Source organism: Canibacter oris (assembly GCF_014197205.1).
Taxonomy (GTDB): domain Bacteria; phylum Actinomycetota; class Actinomycetes; order Actinomycetales; family Microbacteriaceae; genus Canibacter; species Canibacter oris.
This window is the reverse complement of record NZ_JACIFD010000011.1, coordinates 1-25,359: the sequence shown is the minus strand read 5'-3', so window position 1 is coordinate 25,359 and position 25,359 is coordinate 1. Positions and strand designations below refer to the sequence as shown.

The window sequence follows — 25,359 nt, the reverse complement described above, 5'->3', positions numbered from 1 at the left end:
AATAAAAATGAAATCTAATATCGTTATTTACGCAATCCTGACGGCGTACTTCTTCCTCCTGGCCACTATCTACACTCTGTGGCACATGGCAGAGTACAACGGTGAAATCGAATGGGCTGGCTCACTCGCGATTGCTGGTTCTGGCTTCCTCGCAGCTTTCTACGCTGTGTGGCTGCGCATGAACTACAAGAAGCAGGGTGGTGTACTGCTAGAAGACGATGAAACCGCAGACATCGACGACGCAGACCCAGAGATTGGCGAGTTCAGCCCTTGGAGCTGGTGGCCACTGGTCCTCGGCGCCGGTATTGCGATTGTGACCATCGGTCTTTCAATCCACGGTTTCTGGCTCGCGTACTACGGTGCGCCACTTACACTGCTCGGTGTAGTGGGGTTAATCTACGAATACTACCGTGGTAACTTCGCTCGCTAAAAAGCGGTAAAATTGTCTGTATGACAATTACAATTCGCAGAGGCCAGCATGAAGACGCTCATAAGCTCTTCAAGCTGGCCTCTCAGTATATCACCGGCCGGGAACCAATTAATGAAGCGGATTTCACAATCGCGCTTGATAATGTGCTGCGATACCGCGATCAGGAAACCAACGTACTGTTTGTGGCGGAACACAACGGTGAAGTTGTGGGGTACTCCCTGATGACTGTGTCACGTTTGCTGCACGCGCCTGGTTTGACCGCACACTTGCAGGAGATTGTAGTAGACACGGCGCACCGCAAACAGGGCATTGGCGACCGCTTAGTGGCAGCCTGCGAGTTTTACTGCATGGGCAGGGGAGTAAGGCAGCTGTCTGCGGTTACTAGCCACATCGGCAATTTCTACTCGCACCGCGGCTTCGAAGCTGTTGGCCAGCACTATCGTAAAGTTCTGGAGCTGGGCTAATTCCCGGTGTCTTACTATCCGACCGCTGCCGCTCTTGCCGCACCGGCTTTTGTCGCCGTAGATTTTGAAACCGCCAACCGTATCGGCGGAGTTTCCGCCTGCGAAATTGGACTGGTGCGGTTTGAGCAGGGCAAGGTTGTGGCGGTTTTAGAGAGCAAACTGTGCCCGCCGCCCGGCTATCAGCATTTTGAATTCACACACATTCATGGGCTGTGTTTCTCTGATGTCGCTGCAGCTCCAAGCTGGGAGGAATTCGCCGGCGCAGCTGCTGCTTTTATCGCCGGGGTACCAGTTTTTGCACATAGCGCCCGCTTCGACGCTAGAGTCTGGCGTGATCTAGACCGCCACTACGGAACTGTTAGCTACCCCTCAAAATTTTATTGCAGCTACGAAGCTGCCAAAAGATTGCTTCCTGGGCTCTCCAGCTATCGTCTAACGAGCGTTCTTGCCGCCTGCGAGCCTGAACACGTTTTCACGCATCATCGCGCCGTGGCTGATGCTGAGGCCTGCGGTCGTATCATCGCGCATCTGCAGCGCCACATAACCCTAGAGCTGCCCTAGCAGCGCGCTGCTAGCCTGCCGGCCCCAGTTGCTTGACCTTCTCGCTTTTGACATTACTCTTCTGTATCACACCGTCTGTCATAAGCGCCTCGAGGCTGACAGCATCGCACAACAAGTGCCACCGCCCGCGTCACACTGCCGCGGGTATCGACAAGCAAGCCTGCGGTTTACCAGCGCAAACGGGCAGCAAATCGGCAACTGTCAAAAAGCCTCCGCTTACTTACAGCAACCATCTGACTGAGACAACAGTTACTGATTCCTGGAGGGGTGTACAAAAAACGGTGAGGCTCCGCCTGATAGGGGAGCCTCACCGCTGAGCGTTAGCTGTGTTTAGTGATGATCGTGTTTTGCCTGCTCGATCTCGGTTTGAGTCGGAGGCACGATACGATCCTCGAAGAAGAACCGGCTAACAGCTGCGCGTACCTTCTGACCGACAGAAATCTTGCCGTTGGCGTCCGGGCGGACAATCAGAGGAGCGTAGTCGTGGTAGCTCACCAGCTGCCACCGCTCGTGCTCGCTCAGCTCTTCGTGAACCTCGGTGAACTTACCACCAGGCAGACGCACGATGCGTGCTGACTCCCAGCCGTGCAGAGCAATAGAACGGTCTTTCTTCTGCAGGGCGAGGCAGATACGCTTGGTGATAACGAACGCGATGATTGGTCCGAATACCAGGCTGAACTGCAGCATGTGAATCATGAACTCCAGTGATGACTGGAAGTGAGTTGCCATTAGGTCAGAACTTGCACCAGCCCACAGCGCAGCGTAGAAGGTTACGCCTGCGGCACCAATCGCGGTACGGGTTGGAGCGTTACGTGGACGGTCAAGAATGTGGTGCTCACGCTTGTCACCGGTTACCCAAGCTTCGATGAACGGGTAGCAAGCTACCAGCACGAAGAAGATACCGATTACCAGCAGTGGCAGCAGCATGTTCCATGACCAGGTGTAACCGAACCACTCGGTTTCCAGCCCTGGTGGCACCAGACGCAGCGCGCCGTCGGCGAAGCCGATGTACCAGTCAGGCTGGGTACCAGCAGATACCGGTGACGGATCGTATGGGCCGTAGTTCCAGATTGGGTTAATGCTGAAGGTTGCAGCAATCAAAACCAGTACGCCAAACACGATGAAGAAGAAACCACCGGCTTTTGCTGCGTAAACAGGAAGCACTGGGAAGCCCACAACGTTTTCCTGAGTCCGGCCTGGACCAGGGTACTGGGTGTGCTTGTGAATAACCACGAAGGTCAGGTGCAGCGCAATGAACAAGATAACCATTGCTGGTAGCACCATGATGTGCAGCATGTACAGGCGTCCAACGATATCGGTGCCTGGGAACTCGCCACCGAAGAAGAGGTAGCTGAGCCAGGTTCCAACAACCGGGATAGCCTTCATAATGCCGTCAATAATACGTAGGCCGTTACCTGACAGCACGTCGTCTGGCAGTGAGTAGCCGGTGAAGCCTTCAGCCATTGCGAGGATGAAGAGCACGAAGCCAACAACCCAGTTAAGCTCACGCGGCTTACGGAATGCACCGGTGAAGAACACGCGCAGCATATGTAGACCAATTGAGGCAACGAACAGCAGCGCCGCCCAGTGGTGCAGCTGCCGCACCAGGAGGCCGCCACGGATAGAGAAGCTAATGTCGAGAGTGGATGCCATCGCAGCACTCATTTCGACACCCTTCATTGGCGCAAACGGACCATCCCAGTGGGTTTCAACCATTGACGCCTGGAAGAACAGGGTCAGGAAGGTGCCTGAGAGCAGCACAACTACGAAGCTGTAGAGTGCAACCTCACCAAGCAGGAATGACCAGTGGTCAGGGAATACCTTGCGACCGAATTCACGGACTGCTACACCAATCTTGGTGCGCTCATCAAGGTAATTTGCGGCTTTCGCGGTAAAGCTAGCTGAACCAGCTTTCAACTCTGGTGTGGTGTTGCTCATTTCAGACGCTCCCAGTAGCTAGGTCCAACAGGTTCTAGGAAGTCGCTCTGCGCGACGAGGTAGCCTTCATCATCAACTGTGATTGGCAGCTGTGGCAGCGGACGCTTTGCCGGGCCAAACACTACCTTTGCCATATCAGACACATCGAACTGTGACTGGTGACATGGGCACAACAGGTGATGTGTGTGCTGCTCGTAGAGAGCTACAGGGCAGCCAACGTGTGTACAAACCTTAGAGTAAGCAACGATACCGTCGTATGACCAGGTCTTGCGATCTTCTGGCTCTTTCAGGTCACGCTTATCGAGACGCATCAGCAGCACAATAGCTTTAGCCTTTTCGTCAAGCGGGTGCTGCGCTTCATGCAGGTTCTCTGGGATCACGTGGAACGCAGAACCGATTGTCACTTCACTCGCCTTAATCGGCACACCGGATGGATCGCGGGCAAGACGCACACCTTTATCCCACATAGTGTGTTTCAGCAGGTCAATCGGATCGTATTCCTGCGGAGCCAAACTACGCAACAGAGTAACGCCAGGTAGCGGGAATGCAATCAGCGCGCCAATAAGACTGTTACGCACCAACGTGCGGCGTGTGAAACCTGACTCTTTATCAGCAATCTCAAAAATCTCTGCCGCGGTTTTGCGGGTCTCGGCGTCGCTTGCAACAGGATGGCGGTAATCGATTGATTCACCATCATACATCAGGGTCTTGCCCCAGTGCACTGCACCGATACCGATGCCCAGCAGACCGAGCGCCATTCCCAATCCAACAAACAGGGTGTGCAGACGGATGTCCAGCATTGAACCTGATTCGATAGGGAAGGCCATATAAGCAAGCACTGCGCCCAAGCTGCCGGCTATAGACAGGTAGAACAGTGTGAATACTGCGCGCTCTGCGTTCTTAGCCTTCTTTGGATCAGTGTCAGTAACACGTTTGCGGTGCGCCGGCAGACCAGGATCTTGCACAGCGTCTTCAGCAATTACTGCTGTGCCCACCAAATCGCCAGGGCTCTGGGTGGCGACAACGGCGAGACCGTCTTTCGCTTCCTTTGCCAATTTTGCTCCTAGTTTTCTTAAATGTTAAATCTTGATGACTAGTTTGACTTTGCAGTTACCCAAACGGTAAGAGCAACAATCGCACCTAGACCGAATACCCAAATGAAGAGGCCCTCAGCAACCGGACCCAGTGAGCCCAGCCCGAAACCGCCAACTTTGGTTTCTTTCTCGATGTATTTCAGGTAGGTAATGATGTCTGCTTTATCCTGCGGGGTGAGGTTAGCATCGGAGAATACAGGCATGTTCTGTGGACCGGTAACCATTGCCTCGTAGATGTGTGCCTCGTCAACACCAGTCAGTGCGGGAGCATACTTACCCTGAGTCAAAGCACCGCCCGCAGCAGCAACGTTATGACACATTGCACAGTTGATACGGAATAGCTCGCTACCGTTAGCAGCATCTCCATCAGCTTGCAGGTAGCGTGCCTCTGGAATTTCTGGCCCCGGAGCCAGAGAAGCTACGTATGCAGCCATCTGCAGAGTCTGCTCTTCGGTGAACTGCACTGGCTTAACCATGCCCTGCGGACCTTGGAATGCCAGTGGCATACGACCGGTGCCAACCTGGAAGTGCACAGACGCAGCGCCCACACCAATCAGGGAAGGACCATCAGGAGTACCCTCAGCGTTCATGCCGTGGCAGGTTGCGCAGTTTGCAGCAAACAGCTTCTGACCCTCGTCGATAGTCTGCTGGCTGGTCATATCAACCTCAGCAGTTGCAGTGGTCTGGCTGAAGCCAGCGTAGGCACCGCCGGTGATTAGCAGACCTGCTGCAACCAAAGCGATGGTTGCCAGAGGGCTACGCTTACCGGTCTTACGAATCTTATTCTTCTTCATAGTCAATCATTTCCCTCGGACTAGCGCACCAGGTAGACAACTGCGAACAGCAGGATCCACACGACGTCAACGAAGTGCCAGTAGTAAGAAACCACTACCGCGCTGGTTGCTTCTTTGTGGGTGAAGTTCTTTACCGCGTATATACGACCGATCACCAAGAGGAAGGCAATCAGACCGAGTGACACGTGCAGACCGTGGAAGCCAGTGGTGAGGTAGAAGGCTGCGCCGTATGCGTTTGAGCTCAGGGTGATGCCGTGAGATACAAACATTGCGTACTCGTACACCTGACCAGCCACGAAGATAGCGCCCATGAAGTAAGTCAGGTAGAACCACTCTACGGTGCCCCACTTGGTGAACTGGGCGAGGCTACCGGTACGGCGTGGCTGCATCCGCTCAGCTGCAAAAACACCCATCTGACAGGTGAAAGAGGAGAGCACCAAAATAAAGGTGTTGATAGCAGCGAAGGTCAGGTTGTGCTTTTCAACCTCGTGCGCCCACTGCTCAGGTGCTGTAGCTCGCAGCGTGAAGTAAATCGCGAAAAGTCCCGCGAAGAACATTACCTCGCTACCAAGCCAGATGATCGTGCCGGTGGCGACAATGTTTGGTCGCTTTACCGCCTGCACGGCTGTTTTCGTAGTCATTTTGGAAGTATTCACCTCTCCATTATGGCTGAAAATTTGGTGTATGTTACCTGACACGCAGGTGAGAACGTTGGTTTTCAGCGCAACGGTCTCTTCCATAATACCTGATGTTTTGCTGAGAGTTAGACAATTTTTAGCTGAATACTCTTGCCCGTTTTCATCAGATGAAGATAATGAAGCAAAGCGCAGGGGGAGAGGCCCCGGAAAATCGCGCTTTACAGCAACTGCGACTAAAAAACAACCGAGACGGCAACGAGAGAAACCAACCAGGGGATGCAGTAGCTCGGCTCGCGTCGAGCGTGTCGCACAGCAACTCCCGACAACCGTCAACTCAGTTCGCGATGGCCGTCAACTCAGTTCACGGTGCCCGGCAGTGCGACAGTGGCACAGAATACAGCAGCACAGAATACAGCAGCACAGAATACGGAGAATAAGGAGAGCCACGCCTGCTAACAGTGCACACCGGGCTAGGCAGGGGCGGGCGGATCCACACCCCAAAATCTAAACTGACATAATATATATTATCACCACGGGCCAAAGTGGTTATCAAATTGCTGGCCGCCAATGAGCAAGCACAACGCAGTTGTCGCGCAGCAAGTTTAGGCTTTTTTGCCGTAGCGCACGATGCCTGCAACAGTTTTGCAGCCGTAACAGCTAGCCGCGATAACCGCGAAAATTCCAGCCCACAGCGCGGCGCTGTGAGCGCTTGCCAGCCACGCATAACCAGCCAACAGCAACGCCACCAGCGCAGCAATTCCGGTGGTCAGCGCCAACACAAAGGCAGCTATGCCGGCGCCCGGCGCATAATTATGCGCTTTGGCTGGCAGCAGACCCAGCATCACGCAGTAACACACAAGCGCCAACATAATCGCGCCGAAAACGTCGCTCGGGCGATGCCAGCCATTCAAGAGAATCTGCGTCCCCACTAGCGCCAGCGCCGCAGCCGCGCAAACTGACATAAAACCACGGAGGATTTGCGGCGCGATCACCACCAACCCCAGCGCTAATACCGCGAAAATTGTCGCGTGGCCACTTGGAAAGGTGTTGTCAGCGCCGAGCTCCCAAAAATCTGGGCGCACTAAAATTTTCTGCTTCAACACCTGTGACAGCGCAACCGCCCCTAAGGATGCCACCACAACCACCACTGCCCTACTGAAGCCCCAGCGAATCGCCCCCAGCACAGCCAGCACCGCAACCGCAAAAAACACAAAAGCCGGTGAAACCAACGACAGCGGGAAACCAGGATCATAATTCAGGGTGCTCGCCTGCAGCGCCGCGTCCTCAGCGTGCTGCCCCGTAGAGCTCTGCACACCGAGCACATACGCAGCAGCTCCCAAAAGTAACGCCACCAGCGCCGCAATTGCAGCTTTTCGCCGAGCCTTACCCAGAATAATGCACCTCCCTGTTGGTTAATTATGGCAAAACCACCTGAAAAACAGCCGCGCGCTGCAGCCTGCCCGCAGCGTCACTGCTGCCGCTGCACCGCCACAATATTGCGCCAAACAATCTCCGCAGCCTCATGCGGTGCCTCATAGTGCACCAGGTGTCCCACACCGCCAATAGGATACAGCTGCGCCGCAGGCAGCATTCGCACTAGTTCCAGCTGTTTCACGAGCGGCGTAATGTCATCTTTGTCGCCCGCAATCACTGCTGTCGGCATCGTAATATACTGTGCCCGCGCGGACACCGTGTTGGTGATACTCGCGGTGAAAGCCTGCAGCAGCATCTCGCGGTTAGCGTAGACACTGAAATATTTGTCATGCTGGTTGTGGATCCAGCGGCGTAACTCCCGGTCCCCCGTCTTGGCCATTGCGACGCTCATCCCCCGCACGATTAAGCGGTGCGACAGCAGCGGGTTTGCGAGCTTTTCCGGCAAAGCTTTGCCGAGCTGATAGTAGCCAACCGCAAGTTTGGTGAGCAACCCGCGCGGCCCCTCCAGCGCCGGGGCGCTAATCGGGTTAATTAAACTCAGCTGCTCGGGGCAGTAACCGGCTTCCAACGCCGCGGTAGCGACCAGGGTCCCAAAAGAGTGGGCCACCAAAAAACGTGCCCCAAAATGCGTAGCAAATGCTTGCAACCAACTGCCGTATGCAGAGATGTCGTGGGTGGTTGGAAGCGGCTGACTAAGCCCAAAGCCTGGCAGATCTGGCACAATAATCCGCAGCGGCTCGCCGCTGTCTGCCGCCAACTGCTGCAACCGCTGCGCAATCAGCTCCAGCCCGTGATGGTCGCCGCGGAAACCGTGCACCAAAATAACCGGTTCGCCGGATTCGCCGTACTCCCAGTACGCACAGCTTGCGCCGGCAATTTCTATCTCTTGGTGCCGCATTATCTTCCTTCCACATTTGCCTAGGCAAAGTTGTCACCCCGAACCATTACTATTGTAACTATGACAGCACAAAGACCTCAGTGGGCAGAGCGCCTGGCAGTTTTTGACATCGAGACCACTGGCGTTGATCCGTATTCAGACCGCATTGTTACAGCGGCAGTAGCGCTGCTTGACAACGGCAAAGTCACCGAGCGCCACGATTGGATTATCAACCCCGGTGTCCCCATTCCTCCGGCAGCAGTGCAGGTGCACGGCATCACTAATGAAATAGCTAGCGCCTCCGGAGTAAAACCTGAGATTGGCATTGCACAGATTGTCATCAAGCTGCTTGAAATGGTCGAGCGCGGGTACACTCTTGTGGCCTTCAACGCCAGTTTCGACATCACCATGCTTTACGCCGAAGCTACCCGATATCAGATTGCCGATTTAGCCAGCATCAGCCCAATAGCTGATCCTTACTATATTGATCGCAAGCTGGATCGCTACCGCCGCGGCAAGCGCACCCTGGTTGATGTGGCGCAGCATTACGGGGTCAGCCTGGAAAACGCTCACGATGCGGCAGCTGACGCTATTGCTGCCGGGCAGGTGCTTTACGCCATTGCCGCTAAGTATGCCCCGCAATTACCGGCAACAGCGATGCAAATGCATGACGCGCTGATTGTGTGGGAGCGGGAGCTAACACTCGATTTCAAGGAGTACCTACAGCGCAACGGAAAACCCAATGACAATGTGGTTCCCGGCTGGCCGATTAAGCCCACAGTTATATAATCACTGCCGTCATCAAAACCTGTCGCTTAAGGCAGCTTTGATGCGCAATTGCTACCTAAGCGTGCAGCATAAGTTCCCGTGCTCATGGGACATATCCGGAACCTGGTTTTCGTGACAACTATGTTTACTGTGTGCCCTTCGCTGCTTCCGCAGCGGCTTCGGCAATGGCAATTTCATCCTCCGCCGGAGTTTTGTACTTCACAAATTTCGAAGTCCGTTCGGAGGTTGGATCCACGTGCACCTCGGCAATTTTCAGCCCGCTGGCACCCAAAATTTTAGCGACACGGTCAATATCGCTCGCGGTTGGGACCTGATCCACAACTCTGCGAATATACTCATTAATCTGACTGTCGCTGACATACGATGCACCGCGCGCCTCACGCGCCTGCATTAGCCGCCGCACAACCTCTTCCAGCTGTTCATCGTTTAGCTCGCTGCGCAGCAGTGCCATCACAGCTGGACGGTCTGTCTGCGGCACATCCTCCGGATAGCCGCTTAACAGCCAGTCAAGCACCCGAGTAACAATGTTTTTATCTGACAATGTGTTTTCCTCTGAAAATAAATCTGTGTTATCCCGCAGCACCAAACAGGTTGAAGCCCGTCATAAAGAAGATGAAGTCTTTTGCGATCCACAAAATACCAATCAAAATACTGAGGGAAATCAGCGCAAAAATGCAGTAACCGAAGAATTTTGCCGCCGGAGCAGCGGGCTCAATCTCCACCAGTTTGCCGTCAGCGGTGTATTCCGCAGGGCCGCTCAGCAGCCGCATACCAACCGCGAAAAGCGCTGGCAGACCGGCGCCAAAGACCAGCCCCGCACCCAAAACCGGAAGCAGTCGGTCAAGAATCTCTAGCAGGTTCATTATGCCGCCTTCACTTCCTTCGGGGTCTGTTTCTGCCACTCATCGTTTACGTTTGAAGGATCAATCGGGTCTTTCTTCGAGTGTCTGAGCATCCAGTAGCAGAAACCAAGGAGAATCACGAAGACCACCGACTCCCCCATCCAGGCACTGCCAGTGACTTGATTTATCGCGTTACCAATAAACCAGGTTAGCGCACCAACCGCACCGGAAGCTGGCAGGGTAATCAGCCAGGCAATAACCATGCGACCCATCACACCCCAGCGCACCTCGGCGCCTTTTCTACCCAAGCCAGAACCGAGAATAGAACCAGTAGCCACGTGCGTAGTAGACAACGCCATACCGAAGTGTGACGAAGTTAGAATGATTGCAGCCGAAGACCCTTCTGCAGCCATTCCCTGGGGTGGATCAATCTCCACCAGGCCTTTACCCAGAGTGCGAATAATCCGCCACCCTCCGAGGTAGGTACCCAGAGCAATCGCAATCGCACAGGTTGCACGCACCCAGAACGGAATCGGCGCCTCCGGGTCGATGCTGTCGGCAGCCACCAACGCCAAGAAAATGACACCCATTGTTTTCTGCGCGTCATTGGTGCCATGAGCTAGCGAGACCAGTGACGCAGTAGCGACCTGCCCAATCCGAAAACCCTTAGCCTTGTTTTTATCTGCCGTGGTGCGCGTGATGCGGTAAACCATCGCGGTACCAACAGTTGCAACAATCGCGGCAATAATCGGGGCGGCTAGCGCCGGCACAATTATCTTTTGCGCCACTCCAGCCCACAACACACCGTTAAAACCCAAAGATGCCAGTGTAGCACCAATCAAACCACCAAAAAGCGCGTGCGAGGAGCTAGATGGCAACCCTAAAAGCCAGGTGAAAACATTCCAGAGAATAGCTCCCACCAGCCCCGTAAACACGATTAGCATCAACCCCGAACCACCATCAGAGGCTTCCAGGTTCACCAAGCCGGTGCCAACGGTTTTAGCTACCTCGATTGACAAAAAGGCGCCAATCAGGTTCAAAACAGCCGACAGCGCCACCGCGGTTTTCGGTTTCAGCGCTTTAGTCGCGATGGAAGTTGCCATCGCGTTCGCCGTATCGTGAAACCCGTTAGTGAAATCAAACGCTAACGCGGTTAAAACAACAATTACAAGGATAATTAGTTCTGTTGTCACGGTCTTCTTCTTAATCGTTACAATGACAACTAAAGTGTACCTGTTTTCCAGGTGTTAAAACTACCCAATTTACAGTTCAAAACCTGTTTACCCTGATGGCACGCACAAAAATAAATTGCCGCAGATGTCAGACACGCGGCCCAGACCCCTGCGGCAACTTCCAGCTGCTGAAATTTACTTAAAAATCGATGTCAGCTGGGTCCGGGCCGATCCGCCCATCCGCCTTTGACAGCGCAGTAATTTCAGCAACCTCCTCGGCGCTCAGTTGCAGCTTTGCCGCGGCAAAATTTTCGGCGATGCGCTGCGGAGTTACTGATTTCGGAATCACCACGTTTCCAAGTGCCAAATGCCATGCAATAATCACCTGCGCCGGGGTCGCACCGTGCGCTGCAGCAATCTTCACGATTACCGGATCCTGCAGCACCTCGCCGCCCTGCCCGAGCGGGCTCCAAGCCTGGGTCAGAATCCCGTGCTTCTGGTGCAGTTGGCGCAGCTCAGCTTGATTCCAGTAAGGGTGCAATTCGATTTGGTGGATCGCAGGAACTACGCCGGTCTCAGCGATGATTTCTTCCAGCTCAGCCGCTGGGAAGTTAGACACCCCGATGCTCTTTACGCGACCGCTGCGCTGCAACTCGATAAGCGCTTTCCAAGACTCCAGGTATTTACCCGCCTGCGGTTTTGCCCAGTGAATCAGGTAGAGGTCAAGGTATTCCAAACCCAGTTTTTCAAGCGACTTATCAAAAGCCACGAAAGCACTGTCATAACCCTGGTCATCATTCCACAGCTTGGTGGTCACAAAAATCTCTTCGCGTGGCACATCGCTGGCAGCGATTGCAGCGCCGGTGCCACTCTCGTTGTCATAGATGCGGGCGGTGTCGATGTGGCGGAAGCCGGTCTTAAGCGCAACGTCCACAACCTCGGCGACTACATCGTTAGGAACTCGCCACACCCCGTAACCGAGCTGTGGAATTTCATTGCCGTCGTTAAACCGCAGCACTGGAATGGTCATAATTATTACCTCTGCTTCTTACTAACTAAATTTGCTTGCCTACGCAGCCACTTAAATCTGAGACGAAAAACGCCCGAACTGTGTCGGGCGTTTTCTGCACATCAGGGCTTTACTGACCGAAGCCTGCGAAGCGCTGGTTGAACTTCTCAACACGACCTGCAGAGTCGAGGATGCGCTGCTTACCAGTGTAGAACGGGTGTGAAGCGCTTGAGATTTCAACATCAAGCACTGGGTAGGTTACACCGTCGAGCTCAATGGTCTTGTCGCTGGTCAGGGTTGAGCGAGTCAGGAAGGTCTCACCTGACGCAAGGTCGCGGAAAACGATCGGCGCGTAGCTCGGGTGAATTTCGGTCTTCATATTATTCCTTCAAAAATTGATTGGTTTTGCGGGCTTTGCCGCCTCCAGTTTGCGAACAAAGTCGCACCATCCACCAAGAATAGCAGATAACCGGAGTTTTTGCGATTTTTTCTCACCGTGTCTTTGCTGCGGCTTCACCAAGGCATTACCGCGGCCACGCCGCGACTAGCCGCAGTTAGCGCGCGTGCGCAAAATAACGACCGTGCTGCAGCGTCAGCTCCAGGTTCACCCCGAAAGCCGCACTGAGATTCTCCGCGGTCAATACCTGCTGCAGCTCCCCCTGAGCCTGCACCTGCCCCGAACCGTTCAGCAGCAGCACATGAGTGAACCCCGGCGGAATTTCCTCTACATGATGAGTCACCATCACCATCGCAGGCGCAGCCGGTGACTGCGCAAATCCAGAAAGAGACTGCAGCAACTGCTCGCGACCGCCGAGATCAATCGAGGCCGCCGGCTCATCAAGCAACAGCAACTCGGGATCGGTCATCACCGCGCGCGCCAGCAGAGCCCGCTTGCGTTCACCGTCGCTCAGCGTACCGTAGTTACGCTCTGCCAGGTGCGCCAGATTCCACTCTTGCAGCACCCGCGTGGCACGACGCACATCTAAATCTTCATAGTCTTCATGCCATCTGCCGGCGACTCCGTAGGCCGCGGTCATCACCACGTTGAGCACCGTCTCGTTAAAAGGAATCAACCGCTCGGTGGCACGAGTCACCGCACCAATCGCAGTGCGCAGCTCGAAAACATCAACCTTGCCAAGCTGCTTCCCTAAAATTTGCACCACCCCGGCAGACGGATGGTCTGCCGCGCTAGCGAGTTTCAACATTGTTGATTTCCCAGCGCCGTTCGGCCCCAGAATTACCCAGCGCTCGCTGCTGTCGACGCTCCAATTCAAGTCGCTCAAAATCGCGCGTTGATTGCGCACGTAGCTGACGTTCTCAAAGCTAATCACCTTTGCCATGTAACTTACCCTACGACACCGCACAAAAAATCAGCTGTGCCACGCGGCTAAAGCTCGCAGTGGCTGCGTTTTTCGACAGAAAATAGCTAAACTCAAAGCTATGACTAATTTTTCTCCGCTGCTAGTGCTTGACTGCGATTCCACAACCATAGAGCAAGAAGTTATTGAGCTGCTCGCAGAACACACCGGCAGCCGCGCCGAGGTTGCCGCAATCACCGCAGCGGCGATGCGCGGTGAATACGACTTCGCCACGAGCCTGCGCGAGCGCGTCAAAACCTTGGCCGGGGCTCCGGAGAGCATCTTCAAAGAGGTTGCCACGCAAATCACCTTCTCCCCAGGTTTCACCGAACTCGCCGCGGCAGCGCACTCCGCAGGCGGCAAAGTTTGTGTGGTTTCCGGCGGTTTTATGGAGGTGCTTGACCTGATCCTCCCGCACCACCTGGTTGATTGCTATCATGCCAACCGCCTGGAGATACAAGACGGCAAACTCACCGGACGGGTGCAAGGGGAAATAGTCACCGCTGAGACCAAAGCCCAGTATCTGCAAAAATGGGCGGTGCAGTTCGGCACGGAGTTGCGCCACACCATCGCAATCGGCGACGGAGCGAATGATTTAGAAATGATGCGGGTTGCTGGATCAGCGGTCGCGTTTAAAGCTAAACCAGTGGTGCGCGAGCACGCAGATCTCATCGTAGATGACAGCCTGAAGCGGGTAATTTCACTCTTTACCGCTGCCTGAAACAGCAGCGCCCCGGCGATATGTCCGCGCAGTGCGGGAGTCTAGCCGGGGCGCTCCACCACAGAATCTTAGTGGCCCATGCCGAGGCCACCGTCAACCGGAATGACCGCGCCAGAAATGTATCCGGCCTCATCACTCGCCAGGAAGTTCACCACGTTTGCGATTTCCTGCGCCTCGCCAAAGCGGCCAGCCGGAATCTGCGATAGGTAAGCCCGTTGCTGCTCCTCCGGCAGCACCGCGGTCATGTCGGTCGAGATAAACCCGGGAGCCACCACGTTCGCGGTGATACCACGGCTACCCAGCTCACGGGTCAGAGAGCGCGCAAAGCCCACCAGCGCTGCCTTAGAAGAAGCATAGTTAATCTGCCCCGGAGACCCGAACAGACCAACCACGCTTGAAATCATAATGACGCGCCCAAAGCGGCCCTTCAAAAAGCCCTTCGCGGCACGTTTTACTACACGGAAGGTGCCGGTGAGGTTGGTGTCCACAACGTCGGTAAATTCCTGCTCTGACATTCGCAGCAGCAGCGTGTCTTTTGTGATGCCAGCGTTCGCGACCAGCACCTCAACCGCGCCCAGCTCATTTTCAACCTGGGTGAAAGCAGCGTCGATGCTCGCAGCGTCATTAACATCAGCTTTCACGGTGAGCGCGCCGGCCGGCCCCCCGGCACCATTGCGGCTAGTTACCGCAACCCGATGCCCCGCCGCAACCAAGCGCTCCGCAATCGCGTAGCCGATGCCACGGTTGCCGCCGGTCACCAAAACAGTTCTTGCAGTAGACATACGAACCTCACTCGCATTCTGGAAGTTATCACTTAACAATCTAAGCCTACAGCCATTGAAACCAATTAAACTGGTAGCGGGAGGTGTGATGTCTGAATCATTTAACGTAACCAGCGCTGGCATCGATCCGGCAACGGATCGGCAGCAACGGATGCGCGCCTACACAATCGCGATGCTGATACGTACGATTTGCGTTGTGATTATCTTCATCGCGCCCGGCTGGTGGGCGGTAATTCCTGCCCTTGGAGCGATTTTCTTACCCTCAATCGCGGTGATGATTGCGAACATCACGGCCGCACCTACCGAGCAAGCGGTAACCGCTGTGGCACCGCTCGCCCTGACTGCGCCGCAGCAGCCTGCGGCGGATAGATCCACCCCTCACACTATAGTAATTGACAGTTTCACCGACCGTCGCGCCACAGGCGAGCGACTGCCCGATGCCGATGCTTGATTTTTTTGCTGCGGATCAGCCCGCCCTGATTTGCTCCCGGGCGCGGTGTCAGGAGCCTGCCGAGTACGCCCTAAAGTGGGCGAACCCCAAAATTCATCGCGACGGCCGGCACAAAATTTGGCTCGCGTGCGAGGCTCATCTACCCTATTTACAGGAGTTTCTTACCGCCCGGGATTTTTTGACAGAAGTGACAGGAGTTGAGCAGCTGTGAGTAAAGAGTATCCAGGCTGGCGCTTTTTGTATTCCCCGCGCTGGATGGGCTACTACGCGATGCTCGCGGTGTTCGCGGTTGCCTGCGTGCTGCTGTCTAACTGGCAATTTGATCGGCGCGAACAGGCCAAAGCTGAGATTGCGCGCATCGTTAATAACTATGATCAGGCACCGCAGCCACTCACCACCGTGCTGCCAGACCCAAACAGTTTCGATGCCGACAGCCAAAAATGGCTGCCCTTTGAAGCCACCGGCGAATATCTTGGCACTCCCGCGCTGGTGCGCAACCGCCCGGGCTCCGGTGGCACCGGGAGCCATTTAGTGCAGGCGTTTAAAACCACCTCGGGGCTGATTATTTTTGTGGATCGCGGCTGGGTGGCGGAGGCAGTAGACGAGAAAGGCCGGGCTGACTTCGCGGCGCTGCCGCTAGCTCCTACCGGCACCCAGGTCACGCTTACCGGCCGACTGCGGGGCAGTGAAGCGGTGATTTCTGGCAGCCGTTCCACCGTGCACAGCACCGGCAGCATTAACACTGCCGAGCTTACCACCGTCACGGGGCTTGCCCCGGACGCGGAAGTTGCAACCGCGGTCTACGCGATGCTCACCGCCGAAAATCCATATTTTGACAGCGGCGAAATAAGCCCGAAACCGTTGCTCGATGAAGGCCCGCACCTATCTTATGCGCTGCAGTGGATTGTGTTTATCGCGATTGCCGGGACCGGCATCGGATACGCCGCGCGGCAAGAATTTAAGCACTTTAATCGCGGCTCTAAAAAGGTTGCACACATGGAGCAGCAAGCCCGTATTCGTGAGGCGAAGCGACGTGCTCGCCGCGGTGCCAGCGACGCCGAAGAGGAAGATGCGCTGCTCGACGCCGCCTAAACCGGCGCAATAAGCGCAACTCGACACTGCCTAAACCGGCGCAAGCATTATGCACGGCACACGGACCGCACCGGCGCACCTAGCTCAGCTCAATCAATTCCAGGTACTCGGGGCTCCAAATGTCTTCGGTTGCGTCCGGCATAATCAACACCCGCTCCGGATTCAGCGCCGCAACTGCTCCAGGATCATGGCTCACCAAAACAACTGCCCCAGTGAAGCCCGCTAGCGCGTTCAAAATCTCTTCCCGACTGGCGGGATCGAGGTTGTTGGTTGGCTCATCAAGCAGCAGCACATTGGCGCTGGAAACCACCAGCGTTGCCAGCGCCAACCGGGTTTTTTCGCCGCCCGACAGCACCCCCGCAGGTTTATGCACATCATCTCCGCTAAACAAAAACGACCCCAGCACTTTGCGCGCCTCAGTTTCGGTCAGATGCGGCGACGCAGAAACCATGTTTTCCAGCACGGAGCGTTCAACGTCGAGGGTTTCATGCTCCTGCGCATAGTAGCCAATTTTCAGCCCGTGACCCGCGACCACCTCTCCCGTGTCAGGCGTGTCAACCCCAGCAAGAAGTCGCAGCAGGGTAGTTTTACCGGCACCGTTAAGCCCCAAAACCAAGACTTTGCTGCCGCGATCGATGGCGAGATCCACCCCCGCAAAAATTTCTAACGACCCGTAACTCTTGGTTAAACCGCTGACCTGCAGCGGGGTTTTGCCGCACGGTTGCGGATCTGGGAAGCGCAGTCTCGCGACCACGTCCAGCTGCCGAGCCTCCTCCAGCCCGGCAAGCATCTTTTCAGCACGCCGTACCATCTGCTGCGCCGCTGCGGCTTTGGATGCCTTGGCTCCGAAACGCGCCGCCTGCTCTTTCAAATCTGCGGCTTTCTTTTCGGCGTTGGCACGCTCTTTGCGGCGCCGTTCTTCATCAGCCGCACGCTGGCGCTGATAGTGTTTCCAGCCCATGTTATAGATATCGATTACCTGCCGGTTTGCGTCAAGGTAGAAAACCCGGTTCACGGTTTCGTCGATGAGGTCAACGTCGTGACTGATCACGATCACCCCGCCCTTGTAGTTACGCAGGAAGGTGCGCAGCCACACGATTGAATCGGCGTCAAGGTGGTTAGTGGGCTCGTCAAGAATCAGCGTTTGTGCGTCGCTAAACAGAATACGCGCCAGCTCGATGCGGCGCCGTTGCCCACCAGAGAGCACCCCGAGCGGCTGCTCCAGCACCCGCGGTGTCAGCCCCAGGTTGTGCGCGATGGTCGCGGCTTCACTCTCGGCCGCGTATCCGCCGAGCGCGTGCAAGCGATCTGTGAGATTTCCGAAACGCTTCATTGCTTTAGCTGCAATTTGTGGATCATCGTGCGTCATCTGCTCACTCGCTTTAGCGAGCTGTGCCTGCAACGTACCCAGCCCGCGCGCGTCAAGGATGCGATGGCGGGCTAGCTGCTCGGGGTCTGCAGAGCGCGGATCCTGCGGCAAAAATCCGATTTCACCGCGCACATGCACCTTACCCTCTGTGGCTTCTTTCTCACCCGATAGCACCTTGGTGAGAGTGGTTTTGCCGGCGCCGTTACGCCCCACCAGCCCGATTTTATCTCCCGGGTTAACCACAAAACTGACATCGCTCATCAGGCGCCTAGCTCCCACATCAATGGCGAGATTTTCTACAGAGATCATGGGTTTCCTGTTTTCGACCTGTTTCCGACAGCAAACGGCAACAGGACTGATGCCCTGCTGCCGTTTGCTTACTAGCTGTTAAATTGAAAAGCCCAGGGCCCGCATCATATCGCGCCCGTCGTCAGTGATTCGCTGCGGAGTCCAAGGTGGCATCCACACCCAGTTGATGCGAAACGCCCCAACCAGCCCGTCAAGCGCCTCCGCTATGTCATTCTCGATGACATCTGTGAGCGGGCAGCCGGCGCTCGTCAGCGTCATGCTCACAACCAGGGCATCATTTGCCTGATCATAAGCTAAATCATAAATCAGGCCGAGATCCACAATGTTTACGCCGAGCTCCGGGTCGGCGACGTTTTTCAACGCCTCCAGCGCCTGCTCCCGAAACTCCGGATCAATTTCGGTAATCTGTGTTTGCGTCACAATTTTCTCTTTTCAAACGAGTGTGGGGCTAGTTTATCCTATCCCCGCACTGCAAACCAGCCTTAAAGCGCTTCCGCTTAATGTTGGAAGCGGTCGTAGCCTTCTGCTTCCAGGCGTGCCGCCAGCTCAGCGCCACCCTGTTCAGCAATTTTTCCGTCCACAAAAACGTGTACGAAGTCTGGCTTAATGTAATTCAGGATACGAGTGTAGTGGGTGATCAGCATCACGCCCATGTCGTTTGCCTGATGCGCCCGATTAACGCCCTCTGACACGATACGCAGCGCGTCCACGTCAAGACCGGAGTCAGTCTCGTCCAGCAGTGCAAACTTTGGCTTCAAAAGCTCCAGCTGCAGAATCTCAGCGCGCTTTTTCTCACCGCCCGAGAAGCCCTCGTTGACATTACGCTCCAAGAATTCCCCGCTCATACGCAGGTTTTCCATAGCGCCACGCACATCCTGCATCCACTGACGAATAGCCGGAGCGTCGCCATCAATCGCAGTTTTCGCGGTGCGCAGGAAGTTAGCCATGGTAACGCCCGGAATCTCTACCGGGTACTGCATCGCCAAAAACAGCCCGGCCTTGGCGCGCTCATCAACTTCCATCTCCAGCACATCTTCGCCGTCAAGCGTGATTGAGCCACTGGTCACCTCATAATCTGGGTGGCCGGCGATAGTTGATGCGAGGGTTGATTTACCAGAGCCGTTAGGGCCCATAATCGCGTGAATCTCACCGGAGTTAATGGTGAGGTCTACACCCTTCAGGATTTCCTTGGTGCCGCCGTCAGTCTCAATCTGAACGTGCAGGTCACGAATTTCTAGAGTTGCCATTACTAGTTGTTCTCCTTATAGATCGGCGTCGGATCTACATAAATTTTGTTATCTTCAACTTTAACCGTGTAAACGGGCACAGGCTCATAGGCCGGCAGGTTTCGGGGCCACCCGGTAACCAAAGAAAACTGTGAGCCGTGCGCCCAACACTCAAGGGTGTCGTCCTCCACGAAGCCTTCGCTAAGAGAAATGTCACCGTGAGTGCAGCGATCACCGATCGCAAAAAGCTCGCCAGCTGAGTCGCGCACCAGCGCAATTGGCTGGCCAGCAACATCAACTTTCTTTGGCGTGTTTACCTGCACTGCAGCGGCTTCGCACACAAACTCAAAGCTCACTTATCGCTCCATTCCAGCGATGATAGCGGCATCAGAGCGAGCAAGCTCAGCACTCAAGCGCTCAGCCAGTTCAGCAGCAATCTCTTCGTTATCAATCTGCTGCACAATCTCGTTCAGGAAGCCGTGCACCACCAGGCGGCGGGCGGTTAGCTCGTCAATGCCGCGCGCCATCAGATAGAACAGGTGTTCCTCATCAAAGCGGCCGGTTGCCGAAGCGTGACCCGCGCCCTCAATGTCGCCGCACTCAATTTCCAGGTTTGGCACAGAATCCGCGATTGGTCCGGTGCCCAAAACCAGGTTGCGGTTTTCTTCATAGCTGTCAGTGCCGACTGCCTCCGGGCCAATCAGCACATCACCGATCCACACGGTGTGTGATCCACGACCCTGCAATGCGCCCTTGTAGTTAACCCGGCTGCGGCAGTTAGGAGCAACGTGGTTGATCCACACCTGATGCTCTAAATGCTGCCCAGGATCAGCGAAGTACAGCCCGTACATCTCGACGTCACCACCCTTGTGGGTGAGGTGCGCAGACGGATTAACCCGCACAACCTTGCCGGACATGTTGACCGCAATGTGCTTCAGTTTCGCGTCGCGCCCCAGCTCCGCGTGGTGCGCAGAAACATGCACTGCGTCATCATCCCACTCCCCGATTGCTACCAGGGTGAGGTTTGCGCCGTCGCCGACTTTAATCTCCACGGTTTCGGTGAGCTCAGCAGCGCCTTCTTGAATCAATACCACAGTGGCGTGTGCCTGCGGCGCCACGTCCACAAAGATGAGCCCCGCCGCAGCCGCGGTGCCGTAGTCACTGAGCCGAATCACGGCCTCTTTCGCGTCGTCACCGGTGATTTTAATCAGCAGTGCCTCAGCTGCGGTGTAGCTCTGCGCGGCCGCACGATCTTCTGGCGCGTAAACCGAACCCAGACGCGCATCGCTGCGAGCGATAAAAGTGGTTTCAATGCCCGCAACCGGCTCCATGCTCACGCTTGGTTTAGCGGTTACCAGCGCGTCATTAAACAGTGCCTGCAGTTCTCCAACAGGAGTGTATTTCCATTCTGCTTCCCGCCCAGTTACCGCGGCAAAATCAGCCACCGCAAAAGAGGTCGGACGCTCGGAGCGGGTCTGCACCGGCACAGTTTTATCGTGTGTAATGCCCATACCTTAGCCCACTGATCCTTCCATGCTCATGTCGATGAGCTTATTCAGCTCCAGCGCGTACTCCATCGGCAGCTCGCGCGCAATTGGCTCAATGAAGCCGCGCACAATCATGCTCATTGCTTCGGTTTCGTCAAGGCCACGGCTCTGCAAATAGAACAGCTGCGCCTCGCTCACCTTGGTCACCGTAGCTTCGTGACCGAGCTGCACATCATCAACGCGAATATCAATTGCCGGGTAGGTGTCTGAGCGGCTGATGCGATCCACCAACAAAGCGTCACAGATCACCGAGTTTGCCGAGTGGTGCGCATTTTCAGCGATTTTCACCTCACCACGGTAGCCGGCACGGCCACCTCCGCGAGCAATAGACTTCGACACGATTGATGACTGCGTGTATGGCGCCAGGTGGATCATTTTCGCACCGGCGTCCTGATGTTGCCCAGGGCCCGCGAAAGCAACTGACAGGGTCTCCCCTTTGGCATGAGCGCCGGTGAGGTAGATTGACGGATACTTCATGGTGACCTTAGAGCCGATGTTGCCATCTACCCACTCCATAGTCGCGCCCTCTTCCGCAATCGCACGCTTGGTCACCAGGTTGTATACGTTGTTAGACCAGTTCTGAATCGTGGTGTACCGCACGCGAGCATTTTTCTTCACGATAATCTCAACAACCGCTGAGTGCAAAGAGTCAGTCTTGTAGATGGGCGCAGTACAACCCTCAATGTAGTGCACGTAGCTGCCCTCATCAGCGATAATCAGAGTACGTTCAAACTGCCCCATGTTCTCGGTGTTGATACGGAAGTATGCCTGCAGCGGAATCTCTACATGCACACCCTTTGGAACATATACGAAAGAGCCACCGGACCACACCGCAGTGTTTAGCGCAGCAAACTTATTATCACCGGAAGGAATCACGGTACCGAAGTACTCTTTAAATATTTCCGGGTGTTCTTTTAGCGCGGTGTCGGTGTCTAGGAAGAGCACACCCTGTGCTTCGAGATCCTCCCGAATCTGGTGGTACACCACCTCTGACTCGTACTGCGCCGCAACACCAGCCACCAGGCGCTGCCGTTCCGCCTCTGGAATACCGAGACGCTCGTAGGTGTTTTTGATGTCTTCTGGCAGGTCTTCCCAGGTGGTAGCCTGGCGTTCGGTGGAGCGCACAAAGTATTTGATGTTGTCAAAATCGATCTCGCTGAGATCTGCACCCCAAGACGGCATTGGTTTGCGCTCGAAAATCTTCAATGCTTTGAGCCGCCGCTCAAGCATCCACTCTGGCTCGTTCTTCAAACGAGAAATATCGCGCACAACTGCTTCGCTCAGGCCACGTTTAGCGCTTTCACCAGCAGCATCTGGGTCGTGCCAACCAAACTCGTAGTTACCAAGCTCTTGCAGCTCCGGGCGATCAATGAGAACTTCTGTCATTGCACCTTTCCTTGGGTTTCACCGCACGGCGCGCTACTCCTTTAAGAACAGTTCGCCCCGCCAGTGGAGTAATGTAGAAGCTGTACTCCTTTTTTATGAGGAATTTACAAACTTCTTTGGTTTTAATTGTAACGAACAAAATACGATTTTCCTGACAAGGAGCATATTTTCATGGCGCAGCCGCGGACATCTCAAACCCCGGGAAAATTTTTGCGTTTCACCGCCTGGCTCTCATTCATATTAAACGTGGTGATTATTGGCACCGGCGGCGCAGTACGCTTAACAGGTTCGGGGCTGGGCTGCAGCGAATGGCCATTGTGCACCAAAGACTCGCTTGTGACAACCCCAGAGATGGGCATCCATGGTCTGATTGAGTTCGGCAATCGCACCATTTCGGGGCCGATCCTGTTAGCCGCAATTATCGTTTTGGTGCTCTCGCTGCGGCTGCAACCTCGACGCAAAGAATTAACAGTTTTGGCTAGCACTGTTTTGGCGCTGGTGCTGACTCAGGCACTGCTCGGTGGCATGGTGGTGTGGTTCCACCTCAACGCCAACCTGGTCGGGGTGCACTATTTCCTCTCAGTCGTTTTGGTTGCAATCACCGCGGCCTACCTGGTGCGGATGTACGAGCCGGCGGGGCCGCGGGTGCGGGTGGTGTCGCCAAGTTTTGCGAGTTTCACTCACCTGACTTCCTTTATGATGCTGCTCACCGTAATTTTCGGGATTTTCACCACGGGAGCTGGCCCGCACTCTGGGGATATCAGCGTAATTCGTGACGGCTTTGATGCCTCGCTGCTGGCGCACCTGCACTCCTGGCCGGGGTATATCACCGCCGGGCTTTTGCTGCTGCTGGTGGTGTGGTCGATTCAGTCAGAATACCCGACTACTCGGTGGAGCATTGCGCTGCTGCTGCTGATGACAGTGCAAATTTTTGTTGGCGTGTATCAAGCACGCAACGGTCTGCCAGCATTCGCAGTTGGGGTGCATATGGTTTTGGCTTCCTTAACTGTTGCGACCCTGGTGGTTTTGATTATGCGCCTGAAAACCGTGAAAACGGCTTTCTAGCAAAACTTTTGGTATGCGGATTGTGCTAATCTCAGACTTTGCGCTCAGCGCCCGGGCGCACAAGCACAGCTGCGCAGAAATACCTCTATAGCACCACACAAAGGGCTTAGCGAAAAAGCAGCGCGGAACTGCTGTGCACAGCACCCTGCGAAAGGCTTACTAACGCAAGGCTAATTAACAGGCAGGAATTGGTTCCATGCTGGTAACAGTGGATCCAGCGCCATCGCAAGCGAAATTACCGTGAGGTAGGCTATAGAGCCGTGAAAGACGCGCATTGGCTTACCCTCAGAGCCGCGAATAGCTTTGCCGTAAAGCTTGTGAGCCTCGTAGATAAAATACGCGCCTGAAATAAAAGCAATAACGGTGTATGTCCACCCCATTGGCGCTACCGGAATCAGCAGCAGCGAAGAAGCCACGGTTGCCCAAGTGTACAGAATGATCTGCAAACTTACAGTGCTGCGGGCCCGCACCACGCCAAGCATCGGCACGCTGGCGGCTGCATAGTCTTCGCGGTACTTGATTGAGAGTGGCCAGTAGTGTGGCGGGGTCCACAAGAAAATCACCAGGAAGAAAATCCAGGCTTCAGCGCTCAAGGTTTCGGTAACTGCAGCCCACCCGATCAGCACCGGGAAGCAGCCGGCGATTCCACCCCAAATGATATTTTGTTCACTGTGCCGCTTCAGAATCAGGGTGTAAATCACAACATAGAAGAAATTGGCAAGCGCGGTCAGCAGCGTTGCTAACCAGTTGGTGAAAATAGCCATCCACACAACTGAGAAGATCCCCAGCACCCAAGCGAAAATAAGGGCATTGCGATCGCTAATCTCCCCAGTTACCAGCGGCCGCCCCTTGGTGCGGTTCATCTTGCGATCCATATCGCGGTCAATGTAACAATTAAACGCGCCCGCACTACCGGCGCTCGCACCACCGCCGATGAGCGTTGCAATCACCAGCCACAAGTCAGGTAACCCGCGGGCAGCAAGAATCATTGCCGGAACGGTAACCACCAGAAGTAGCTCCATTACGCGCGGTTTTGTGAGTGCCACGTAGGCTTTAACTGTGCTCATCAGAGTTGGCTTCACAGCTGCTCTAGGAGCACTGGTTTCTGGGGTGCAAGCTTGTGTAGACATCAGCGCTCATTTTACGCCTTAAAGTTCAAGGAATGCTGTGTCGTTTGTTCAGACAGCCACCTCGCCGAAGCGGTAATATATTTTAGTACGCTTTTGATATTGATTTTTCAAGCAACCCAGGAGAAAACGCAATGAAGCCACTTGAGTGGACAGCCGCTGATGACCTTGCCGTAAGCACCGCGCGCGTGCTAGCAGCAGACGCAGTCGAGAAGGCAGGCAACGGGCACCCCGGCAGTGCAATCAGCTTGGCCCCCGTGGCGTACCTGCTTTATCAGAAGGTGATGCGCCATGATCCAAAAAACACCGACTGGTTAGGGCGTGACCGCTTCATCCTGTCTATCGGTCATTCCTCACTCACTCAGTATGTGCAGCTGTACTTAGGTGGTTTCGGGTTGGAGCTGCAAGACATCAAAGACCTGCGTACCTGGGGCTCAAAAACCCCGGGGCACCCAGAGTACGGGCACACCGCAGGCGTTGAAATTACCACCGGCCCACTTGGGCAGGGTTTGGCATCTGCAACCGGTTTCGCTTACGCGCAGCGCTACGAACGTGGTCTTTTTGACCCTGATGCACCGGCTGGCGAAAGCCCTTTCGACCACTTCACATATGTGCTCGCCGGCGACGGCGACATTCAAGAGGGTGTAACAGCTGAGGCTGCTTCTCTCGCCGGCCATCAACAGCTCGGCAACCTCATTGCAATTTACGACTCCAACAAAATCTCGATTGAGGACGACACCGATATCGCGTTCACCGAGGATGTTGCAGCACGTTACCGCTCCTACGGCTGGCAGGTGCTTGACGTTAACTGGCGCAAAGCTGAGGGTTACGACGAAGATGTGCACGCTCTTTATGATGCGATTGCTGAGGCACAAGCAGACACA

29 protein-coding genes are annotated in these 25,359 nt (G+C 55.2%); 9 read left to right on the top strand and 20 right to left on the bottom strand.

Features of this window, described 5'->3' with window-relative positions; translation table 11 throughout:
• Window positions 1–7 precede the first annotated feature (7 nt).
• Genes ctaF through F5897_RS05855 form a run of 3 tightly spaced genes read left to right on the top strand, consistent with a single transcriptional unit; the run spans window position 8 to window position 1,455 of the window.
• Window positions 8–430, top strand: coding sequence for an aa3-type cytochrome oxidase subunit IV (ctaF, locus tag F5897_RS05865; RefSeq protein ID WP_124824074.1), 423 nt, complete (start codon window positions 8–10; stop codon window positions 428–430).
• Window positions 431–450: 20 nt separating this feature from the next.
• A complete protein-coding gene (locus tag F5897_RS05860) occupies window positions 451–894 on the top strand; it encodes a GNAT family N-acetyltransferase (RefSeq protein WP_124824073.1) in 444 nt (147 codons plus the stop codon).
• Window positions 895–900: 6 nt separating this feature from the next.
• Window positions 901–1,455: an exonuclease domain-containing protein gene (locus tag F5897_RS05855; RefSeq protein ID WP_183304835.1), complete on the top strand. Its 555-nt coding sequence runs from the start codon at window positions 901–903 to the stop codon at window positions 1,453–1,455.
• 330 nt (window positions 1,456–1,785) lie between these two features.
• On the opposite strand, the gene qcrB is transcribed toward F5897_RS05855, so the two are convergent.
• The 6 genes from qcrB to F5897_RS05825 all read right to left on the bottom strand — a co-directional run bounded on the left by qcrB (window position 1,786) and on the right by F5897_RS05825 (window position 8,251).
• Entirely contained in the window at window positions 1,786–3,393 is a 1,608-nt protein-coding gene (gene qcrB / locus F5897_RS05850) for a cytochrome bc1 complex cytochrome b subunit (protein ID WP_124824072.1), read from the bottom strand.
• Window positions 3,390–4,391: a cytochrome bc1 complex Rieske iron-sulfur subunit gene (qcrA, locus tag F5897_RS05845; RefSeq protein WP_233574339.1), complete on the bottom strand. Its 1,002-nt coding sequence runs from the start codon at window positions 4,389–4,391 to the stop codon at window positions 3,390–3,392. Before qcrA ends, qcrB begins: the two co-directional genes overlap by 4 nt.
• 95 nt (window positions 4,392–4,486) lie before the next feature.
• Entirely contained in the window at window positions 4,487–5,281 is a 795-nt protein-coding gene (qcrC, locus tag F5897_RS05840) for a cytochrome bc1 complex diheme cytochrome c subunit (RefSeq protein WP_124824070.1), read from the bottom strand.
• A gap of 20 nt (window positions 5,282–5,301) precedes the next feature.
• On the bottom strand, window positions 5,302–5,922 hold the full coding sequence (gene ctaE, locus F5897_RS05835) for an aa3-type cytochrome oxidase subunit III (RefSeq protein ID WP_124824069.1): 621 nt from the start codon (window positions 5,920–5,922) through the stop codon (window positions 5,302–5,304).
• 599 nt (window positions 5,923–6,521) lie between these two features.
• Window positions 6,522–7,271 (bottom strand): phosphatase PAP2 family protein, encoded by a 750-nt coding sequence (locus F5897_RS05830; protein ID WP_158608056.1) that lies wholly within the window; start codon window positions 7,269–7,271, stop codon window positions 6,522–6,524.
• A gap of 116 nt (window positions 7,272–7,387) precedes the next feature.
• A complete protein-coding gene (locus F5897_RS05825) occupies window positions 7,388–8,251 on the bottom strand; it encodes an alpha/beta fold hydrolase (RefSeq protein WP_183304834.1) in 864 nt (287 codons plus the stop codon).
• Window positions 8,252–8,311: 60 nt separating this feature from the next.
• On the opposite strand from F5897_RS05825, the gene F5897_RS05820 reads away from it, so the two are divergent.
• A complete protein-coding gene (locus tag F5897_RS05820) occupies window positions 8,312–9,019 on the top strand; it encodes an exonuclease domain-containing protein (protein WP_183304833.1) in 708 nt (235 codons plus the stop codon).
• A 124-nt stretch (window positions 9,020–9,143) separates the two neighbouring features.
• Here F5897_RS05820 and F5897_RS05815 read toward each other — a convergent pair whose 3' ends face one another.
• The 6 genes from F5897_RS05815 to F5897_RS05790 form a co-directional block, all read right to left on the bottom strand.
• Entirely contained in the window at window positions 9,144–9,560 is a 417-nt protein-coding gene (locus F5897_RS05815) for a DUF3349 domain-containing protein (protein WP_124824065.1), read from the bottom strand.
• Between the two features lie 28 nt (window positions 9,561–9,588).
• On the bottom strand, window positions 9,589–9,882 hold the full coding sequence (locus F5897_RS05810) for a hypothetical protein (RefSeq protein WP_183304832.1): 294 nt from the start codon (window positions 9,880–9,882) through the stop codon (window positions 9,589–9,591).
• Complete coding sequence (locus F5897_RS05805; protein ID WP_124824064.1) at window positions 9,882–11,054, bottom strand: inorganic phosphate transporter; 1,173 nt, start codon at window positions 11,052–11,054, stop codon at window positions 9,882–9,884. The genes F5897_RS05810 and F5897_RS05805 overlap by 1 nt, the downstream gene beginning before the upstream one ends.
• A 178-nt stretch (window positions 11,055–11,232) precedes the next feature.
• The gene (locus F5897_RS05800) at window positions 11,233–12,063 is read right to left on the bottom strand and encodes an aldo/keto reductase (RefSeq protein ID WP_183304831.1); all 831 of its coding nucleotides are present in this window, start codon (window positions 12,061–12,063) and stop codon (window positions 11,233–11,235) included.
• Between the two features lie 109 nt (window positions 12,064–12,172).
• Entirely contained in the window at window positions 12,173–12,421 is a 249-nt protein-coding gene (locus F5897_RS05795) for a type B 50S ribosomal protein L31 (RefSeq protein WP_124824062.1), read from the bottom strand.
• A gap of 175 nt (window positions 12,422–12,596) precedes the next feature.
• Window positions 12,597–13,382 carry an ABC transporter ATP-binding protein gene (locus F5897_RS05790; protein ID WP_183304830.1) on the bottom strand — a complete coding sequence of 262 codons (786 nt, stop codon included), beginning with the start codon at window positions 13,380–13,382 and terminating at the stop codon, window positions 12,597–12,599.
• Between the two features lie 100 nt (window positions 13,383–13,482).
• On the opposite strand from F5897_RS05790, the gene serB reads away from it, so the two are divergent.
• Window positions 13,483–14,121 carry a phosphoserine phosphatase SerB gene (gene serB / locus F5897_RS05785; protein WP_183304829.1) on the top strand — a complete coding sequence of 213 codons (639 nt, stop codon included), beginning with the start codon at window positions 13,483–13,485 and terminating at the stop codon, window positions 14,119–14,121.
• Window positions 14,122–14,189: 68 nt separating this feature from the next.
• Here serB and fabG read toward each other — a convergent pair whose 3' ends face one another.
• On the bottom strand, window positions 14,190–14,903 hold the full coding sequence (fabG, locus tag F5897_RS05780) for a 3-oxoacyl-ACP reductase FabG (protein ID WP_183304828.1): 714 nt from the start codon (window positions 14,901–14,903) through the stop codon (window positions 14,190–14,192).
• Window positions 14,904–14,991: 88 nt separating this feature from the next.
• Here fabG and F5897_RS05775 point away from each other — a divergent pair, with 88 nt between their 5' ends.
• On the top strand, window positions 14,992–15,354 hold the full coding sequence (locus F5897_RS05775) for a DUF3099 domain-containing protein (RefSeq protein WP_183304827.1): 363 nt from the start codon (window positions 14,992–14,994) through the stop codon (window positions 15,352–15,354).
• A gap of 207 nt (window positions 15,355–15,561) precedes the next feature.
• On the top strand, window positions 15,562–16,446 hold the full coding sequence (locus tag F5897_RS05770; protein WP_183304826.1) for an SURF1 family cytochrome oxidase biogenesis protein: 885 nt from the start codon (window positions 15,562–15,564) through the stop codon (window positions 16,444–16,446).
• Between the two features lie 79 nt (window positions 16,447–16,525).
• Here F5897_RS05770 and abc-f read toward each other — a convergent pair whose 3' ends face one another.
• From abc-f to sufB, 6 genes are all read right to left on the bottom strand, one after another.
• Entirely contained in the window at window positions 16,526–18,124 is a 1,599-nt protein-coding gene (gene abc-f, locus F5897_RS05765) for a ribosomal protection-like ABC-F family protein (protein ID WP_183304825.1), read from the bottom strand.
• Window positions 18,125–18,202: 78 nt separating this feature from the next.
• Window positions 18,203–18,529 carry a metal-sulfur cluster assembly factor gene (locus F5897_RS05760; protein ID WP_124824571.1) on the bottom strand — a complete coding sequence of 109 codons (327 nt, stop codon included), beginning with the start codon at window positions 18,527–18,529 and terminating at the stop codon, window positions 18,203–18,205.
• 92 nt (window positions 18,530–18,621) lie between these two features.
• Entirely contained in the window at window positions 18,622–19,371 is a 750-nt protein-coding gene (gene sufC / locus F5897_RS05755; protein WP_183304824.1) for a Fe-S cluster assembly ATPase SufC, read from the bottom strand.
• A gap of 2 nt (window positions 19,372–19,373) precedes the next feature.
• On the bottom strand, window positions 19,374–19,706 hold the full coding sequence (locus tag F5897_RS05750; RefSeq protein WP_124824054.1) for a non-heme iron oxygenase ferredoxin subunit: 333 nt from the start codon (window positions 19,704–19,706) through the stop codon (window positions 19,374–19,376).
• Window positions 19,707–20,861 (bottom strand): Fe-S cluster assembly protein SufD, encoded by a 1,155-nt coding sequence (gene sufD, locus F5897_RS05745; RefSeq protein WP_124824053.1) that lies wholly within the window; start codon window positions 20,859–20,861, stop codon window positions 19,707–19,709. It lies immediately after the preceding gene.
• 3 nt (window positions 20,862–20,864) lie between these two features.
• Window positions 20,865–22,283, bottom strand: a complete 1,419-nt coding sequence (gene sufB, locus F5897_RS05740) for a Fe-S cluster assembly protein SufB (RefSeq protein WP_124824052.1) — start codon at window positions 22,281–22,283, stop codon at window positions 20,865–20,867.
• A 171-nt stretch (window positions 22,284–22,454) separates the two neighbouring features.
• On the opposite strand from sufB, the gene F5897_RS05735 reads away from it, so the two are divergent.
• Window positions 22,455–23,348 (top strand): COX15/CtaA family protein, encoded by an 894-nt coding sequence (locus F5897_RS05735; RefSeq protein WP_183304823.1) that lies wholly within the window; start codon window positions 22,455–22,457, stop codon window positions 23,346–23,348.
• A 170-nt stretch (window positions 23,349–23,518) separates the two neighbouring features.
• On the opposite strand, the gene F5897_RS05730 is transcribed toward F5897_RS05735, so the two are convergent.
• Window positions 23,519–24,478 (bottom strand): heme o synthase, encoded by a 960-nt coding sequence (locus F5897_RS05730; protein ID WP_124824050.1) that lies wholly within the window; start codon window positions 24,476–24,478, stop codon window positions 23,519–23,521.
• Window positions 24,479–24,609: 131 nt separating this feature from the next.
• Here F5897_RS05730 and F5897_RS05725 point away from each other — a divergent pair.
• Window positions 24,610–25,359 (top strand): transketolase family protein (locus F5897_RS05725; protein ID WP_484482097.1); only part of this gene is annotated, 750 nt, incomplete at its 3' end.

What these genes read in the sequence shown, in the direction of transcription:
- serB (WP_183304829.1), top strand. Translation starts at nt 13,483, where the DNA reads ATGACTAATTTTTCTCCGCTGCTAGTGCTTGACTGCGATTCCACAACC.
- sufC (WP_183304824.1), bottom strand. Translation starts at nt 19,371, where the DNA reads ATGGCAACTCTAGAAATTCGTGACCTGCACGTTCAGATTGAGACTGAC.
- F5897_RS05790 (WP_183304830.1), bottom strand. Translation starts at nt 13,382, where the DNA reads ATGGCAAAGGTGATTAGCTTTGAGAACGTCAGCTACGTGCGCAATCAA.
- F5897_RS05795 (WP_124824062.1), bottom strand. Translation starts at nt 12,421, where the DNA reads ATGAAGACCGAAATTCACCCGAGCTACGCGCCGATCGTTTTCCGCGAC.
- F5897_RS05775 (WP_183304827.1), top strand. Translation starts at nt 14,992, where the DNA reads ATGTCTGAATCATTTAACGTAACCAGCGCTGGCATCGATCCGGCAACG.
- ctaF (WP_124824074.1), top strand. Translation starts at nt 8, where the DNA reads ATGAAATCTAATATCGTTATTTACGCAATCCTGACGGCGTACTTCTTC.
- ctaE (WP_124824069.1), bottom strand. Translation starts at nt 5,922, where the DNA reads ATGACTACGAAAACAGCCGTGCAGGCGGTAAAGCGACCAAACATTGTC.
- qcrC (WP_124824070.1), bottom strand. Translation starts at nt 5,281, where the DNA reads ATGAAGAAGAATAAGATTCGTAAGACCGGTAAGCGTAGCCCTCTGGCA.
- F5897_RS05730 (WP_124824050.1), bottom strand. Translation starts at nt 24,478, where the DNA reads ATGTCTACACAAGCTTGCACCCCAGAAACCAGTGCTCCTAGAGCAGCT.
- F5897_RS05860 (WP_124824073.1), top strand. Translation starts at nt 451, where the DNA reads ATGACAATTACAATTCGCAGAGGCCAGCATGAAGACGCTCATAAGCTC.
- F5897_RS05800 (WP_183304831.1), bottom strand. Translation starts at nt 12,063, where the DNA reads ATGACCATTCCAGTGCTGCGGTTTAACGACGGCAATGAAATTCCACAG.
- F5897_RS05735 (WP_183304823.1), top strand. Translation starts at nt 22,455, where the DNA reads ATGGCGCAGCCGCGGACATCTCAAACCCCGGGAAAATTTTTGCGTTTC.
- fabG (WP_183304828.1), bottom strand. Translation starts at nt 14,903, where the DNA reads ATGTCTACTGCAAGAACTGTTTTGGTGACCGGCGGCAACCGTGGCATC.
- F5897_RS05825 (WP_183304834.1), bottom strand. Translation starts at nt 8,251, where the DNA reads ATGCGGCACCAAGAGATAGAAATTGCCGGCGCAAGCTGTGCGTACTGG.
- F5897_RS05820 (WP_183304833.1), top strand. Translation starts at nt 8,312, where the DNA reads ATGACAGCACAAAGACCTCAGTGGGCAGAGCGCCTGGCAGTTTTTGAC.
- qcrB (WP_124824072.1), bottom strand. Translation starts at nt 3,393, where the DNA reads ATGAGCAACACCACACCAGAGTTGAAAGCTGGTTCAGCTAGCTTTACC.
- F5897_RS05810 (WP_183304832.1), bottom strand. Translation starts at nt 9,882, where the DNA reads ATGAACCTGCTAGAGATTCTTGACCGACTGCTTCCGGTTTTGGGTGCG.
- sufB (WP_124824052.1), bottom strand. Translation starts at nt 22,283, where the DNA reads ATGACAGAAGTTCTCATTGATCGCCCGGAGCTGCAAGAGCTTGGTAAC.
- sufD (WP_124824053.1), bottom strand. Translation starts at nt 20,861, where the DNA reads ATGGGCATTACACACGATAAAACTGTGCCGGTGCAGACCCGCTCCGAG.
- abc-f (WP_183304825.1), bottom strand. Translation starts at nt 18,124, where the DNA reads ATGATCTCTGTAGAAAATCTCGCCATTGATGTGGGAGCTAGGCGCCTG.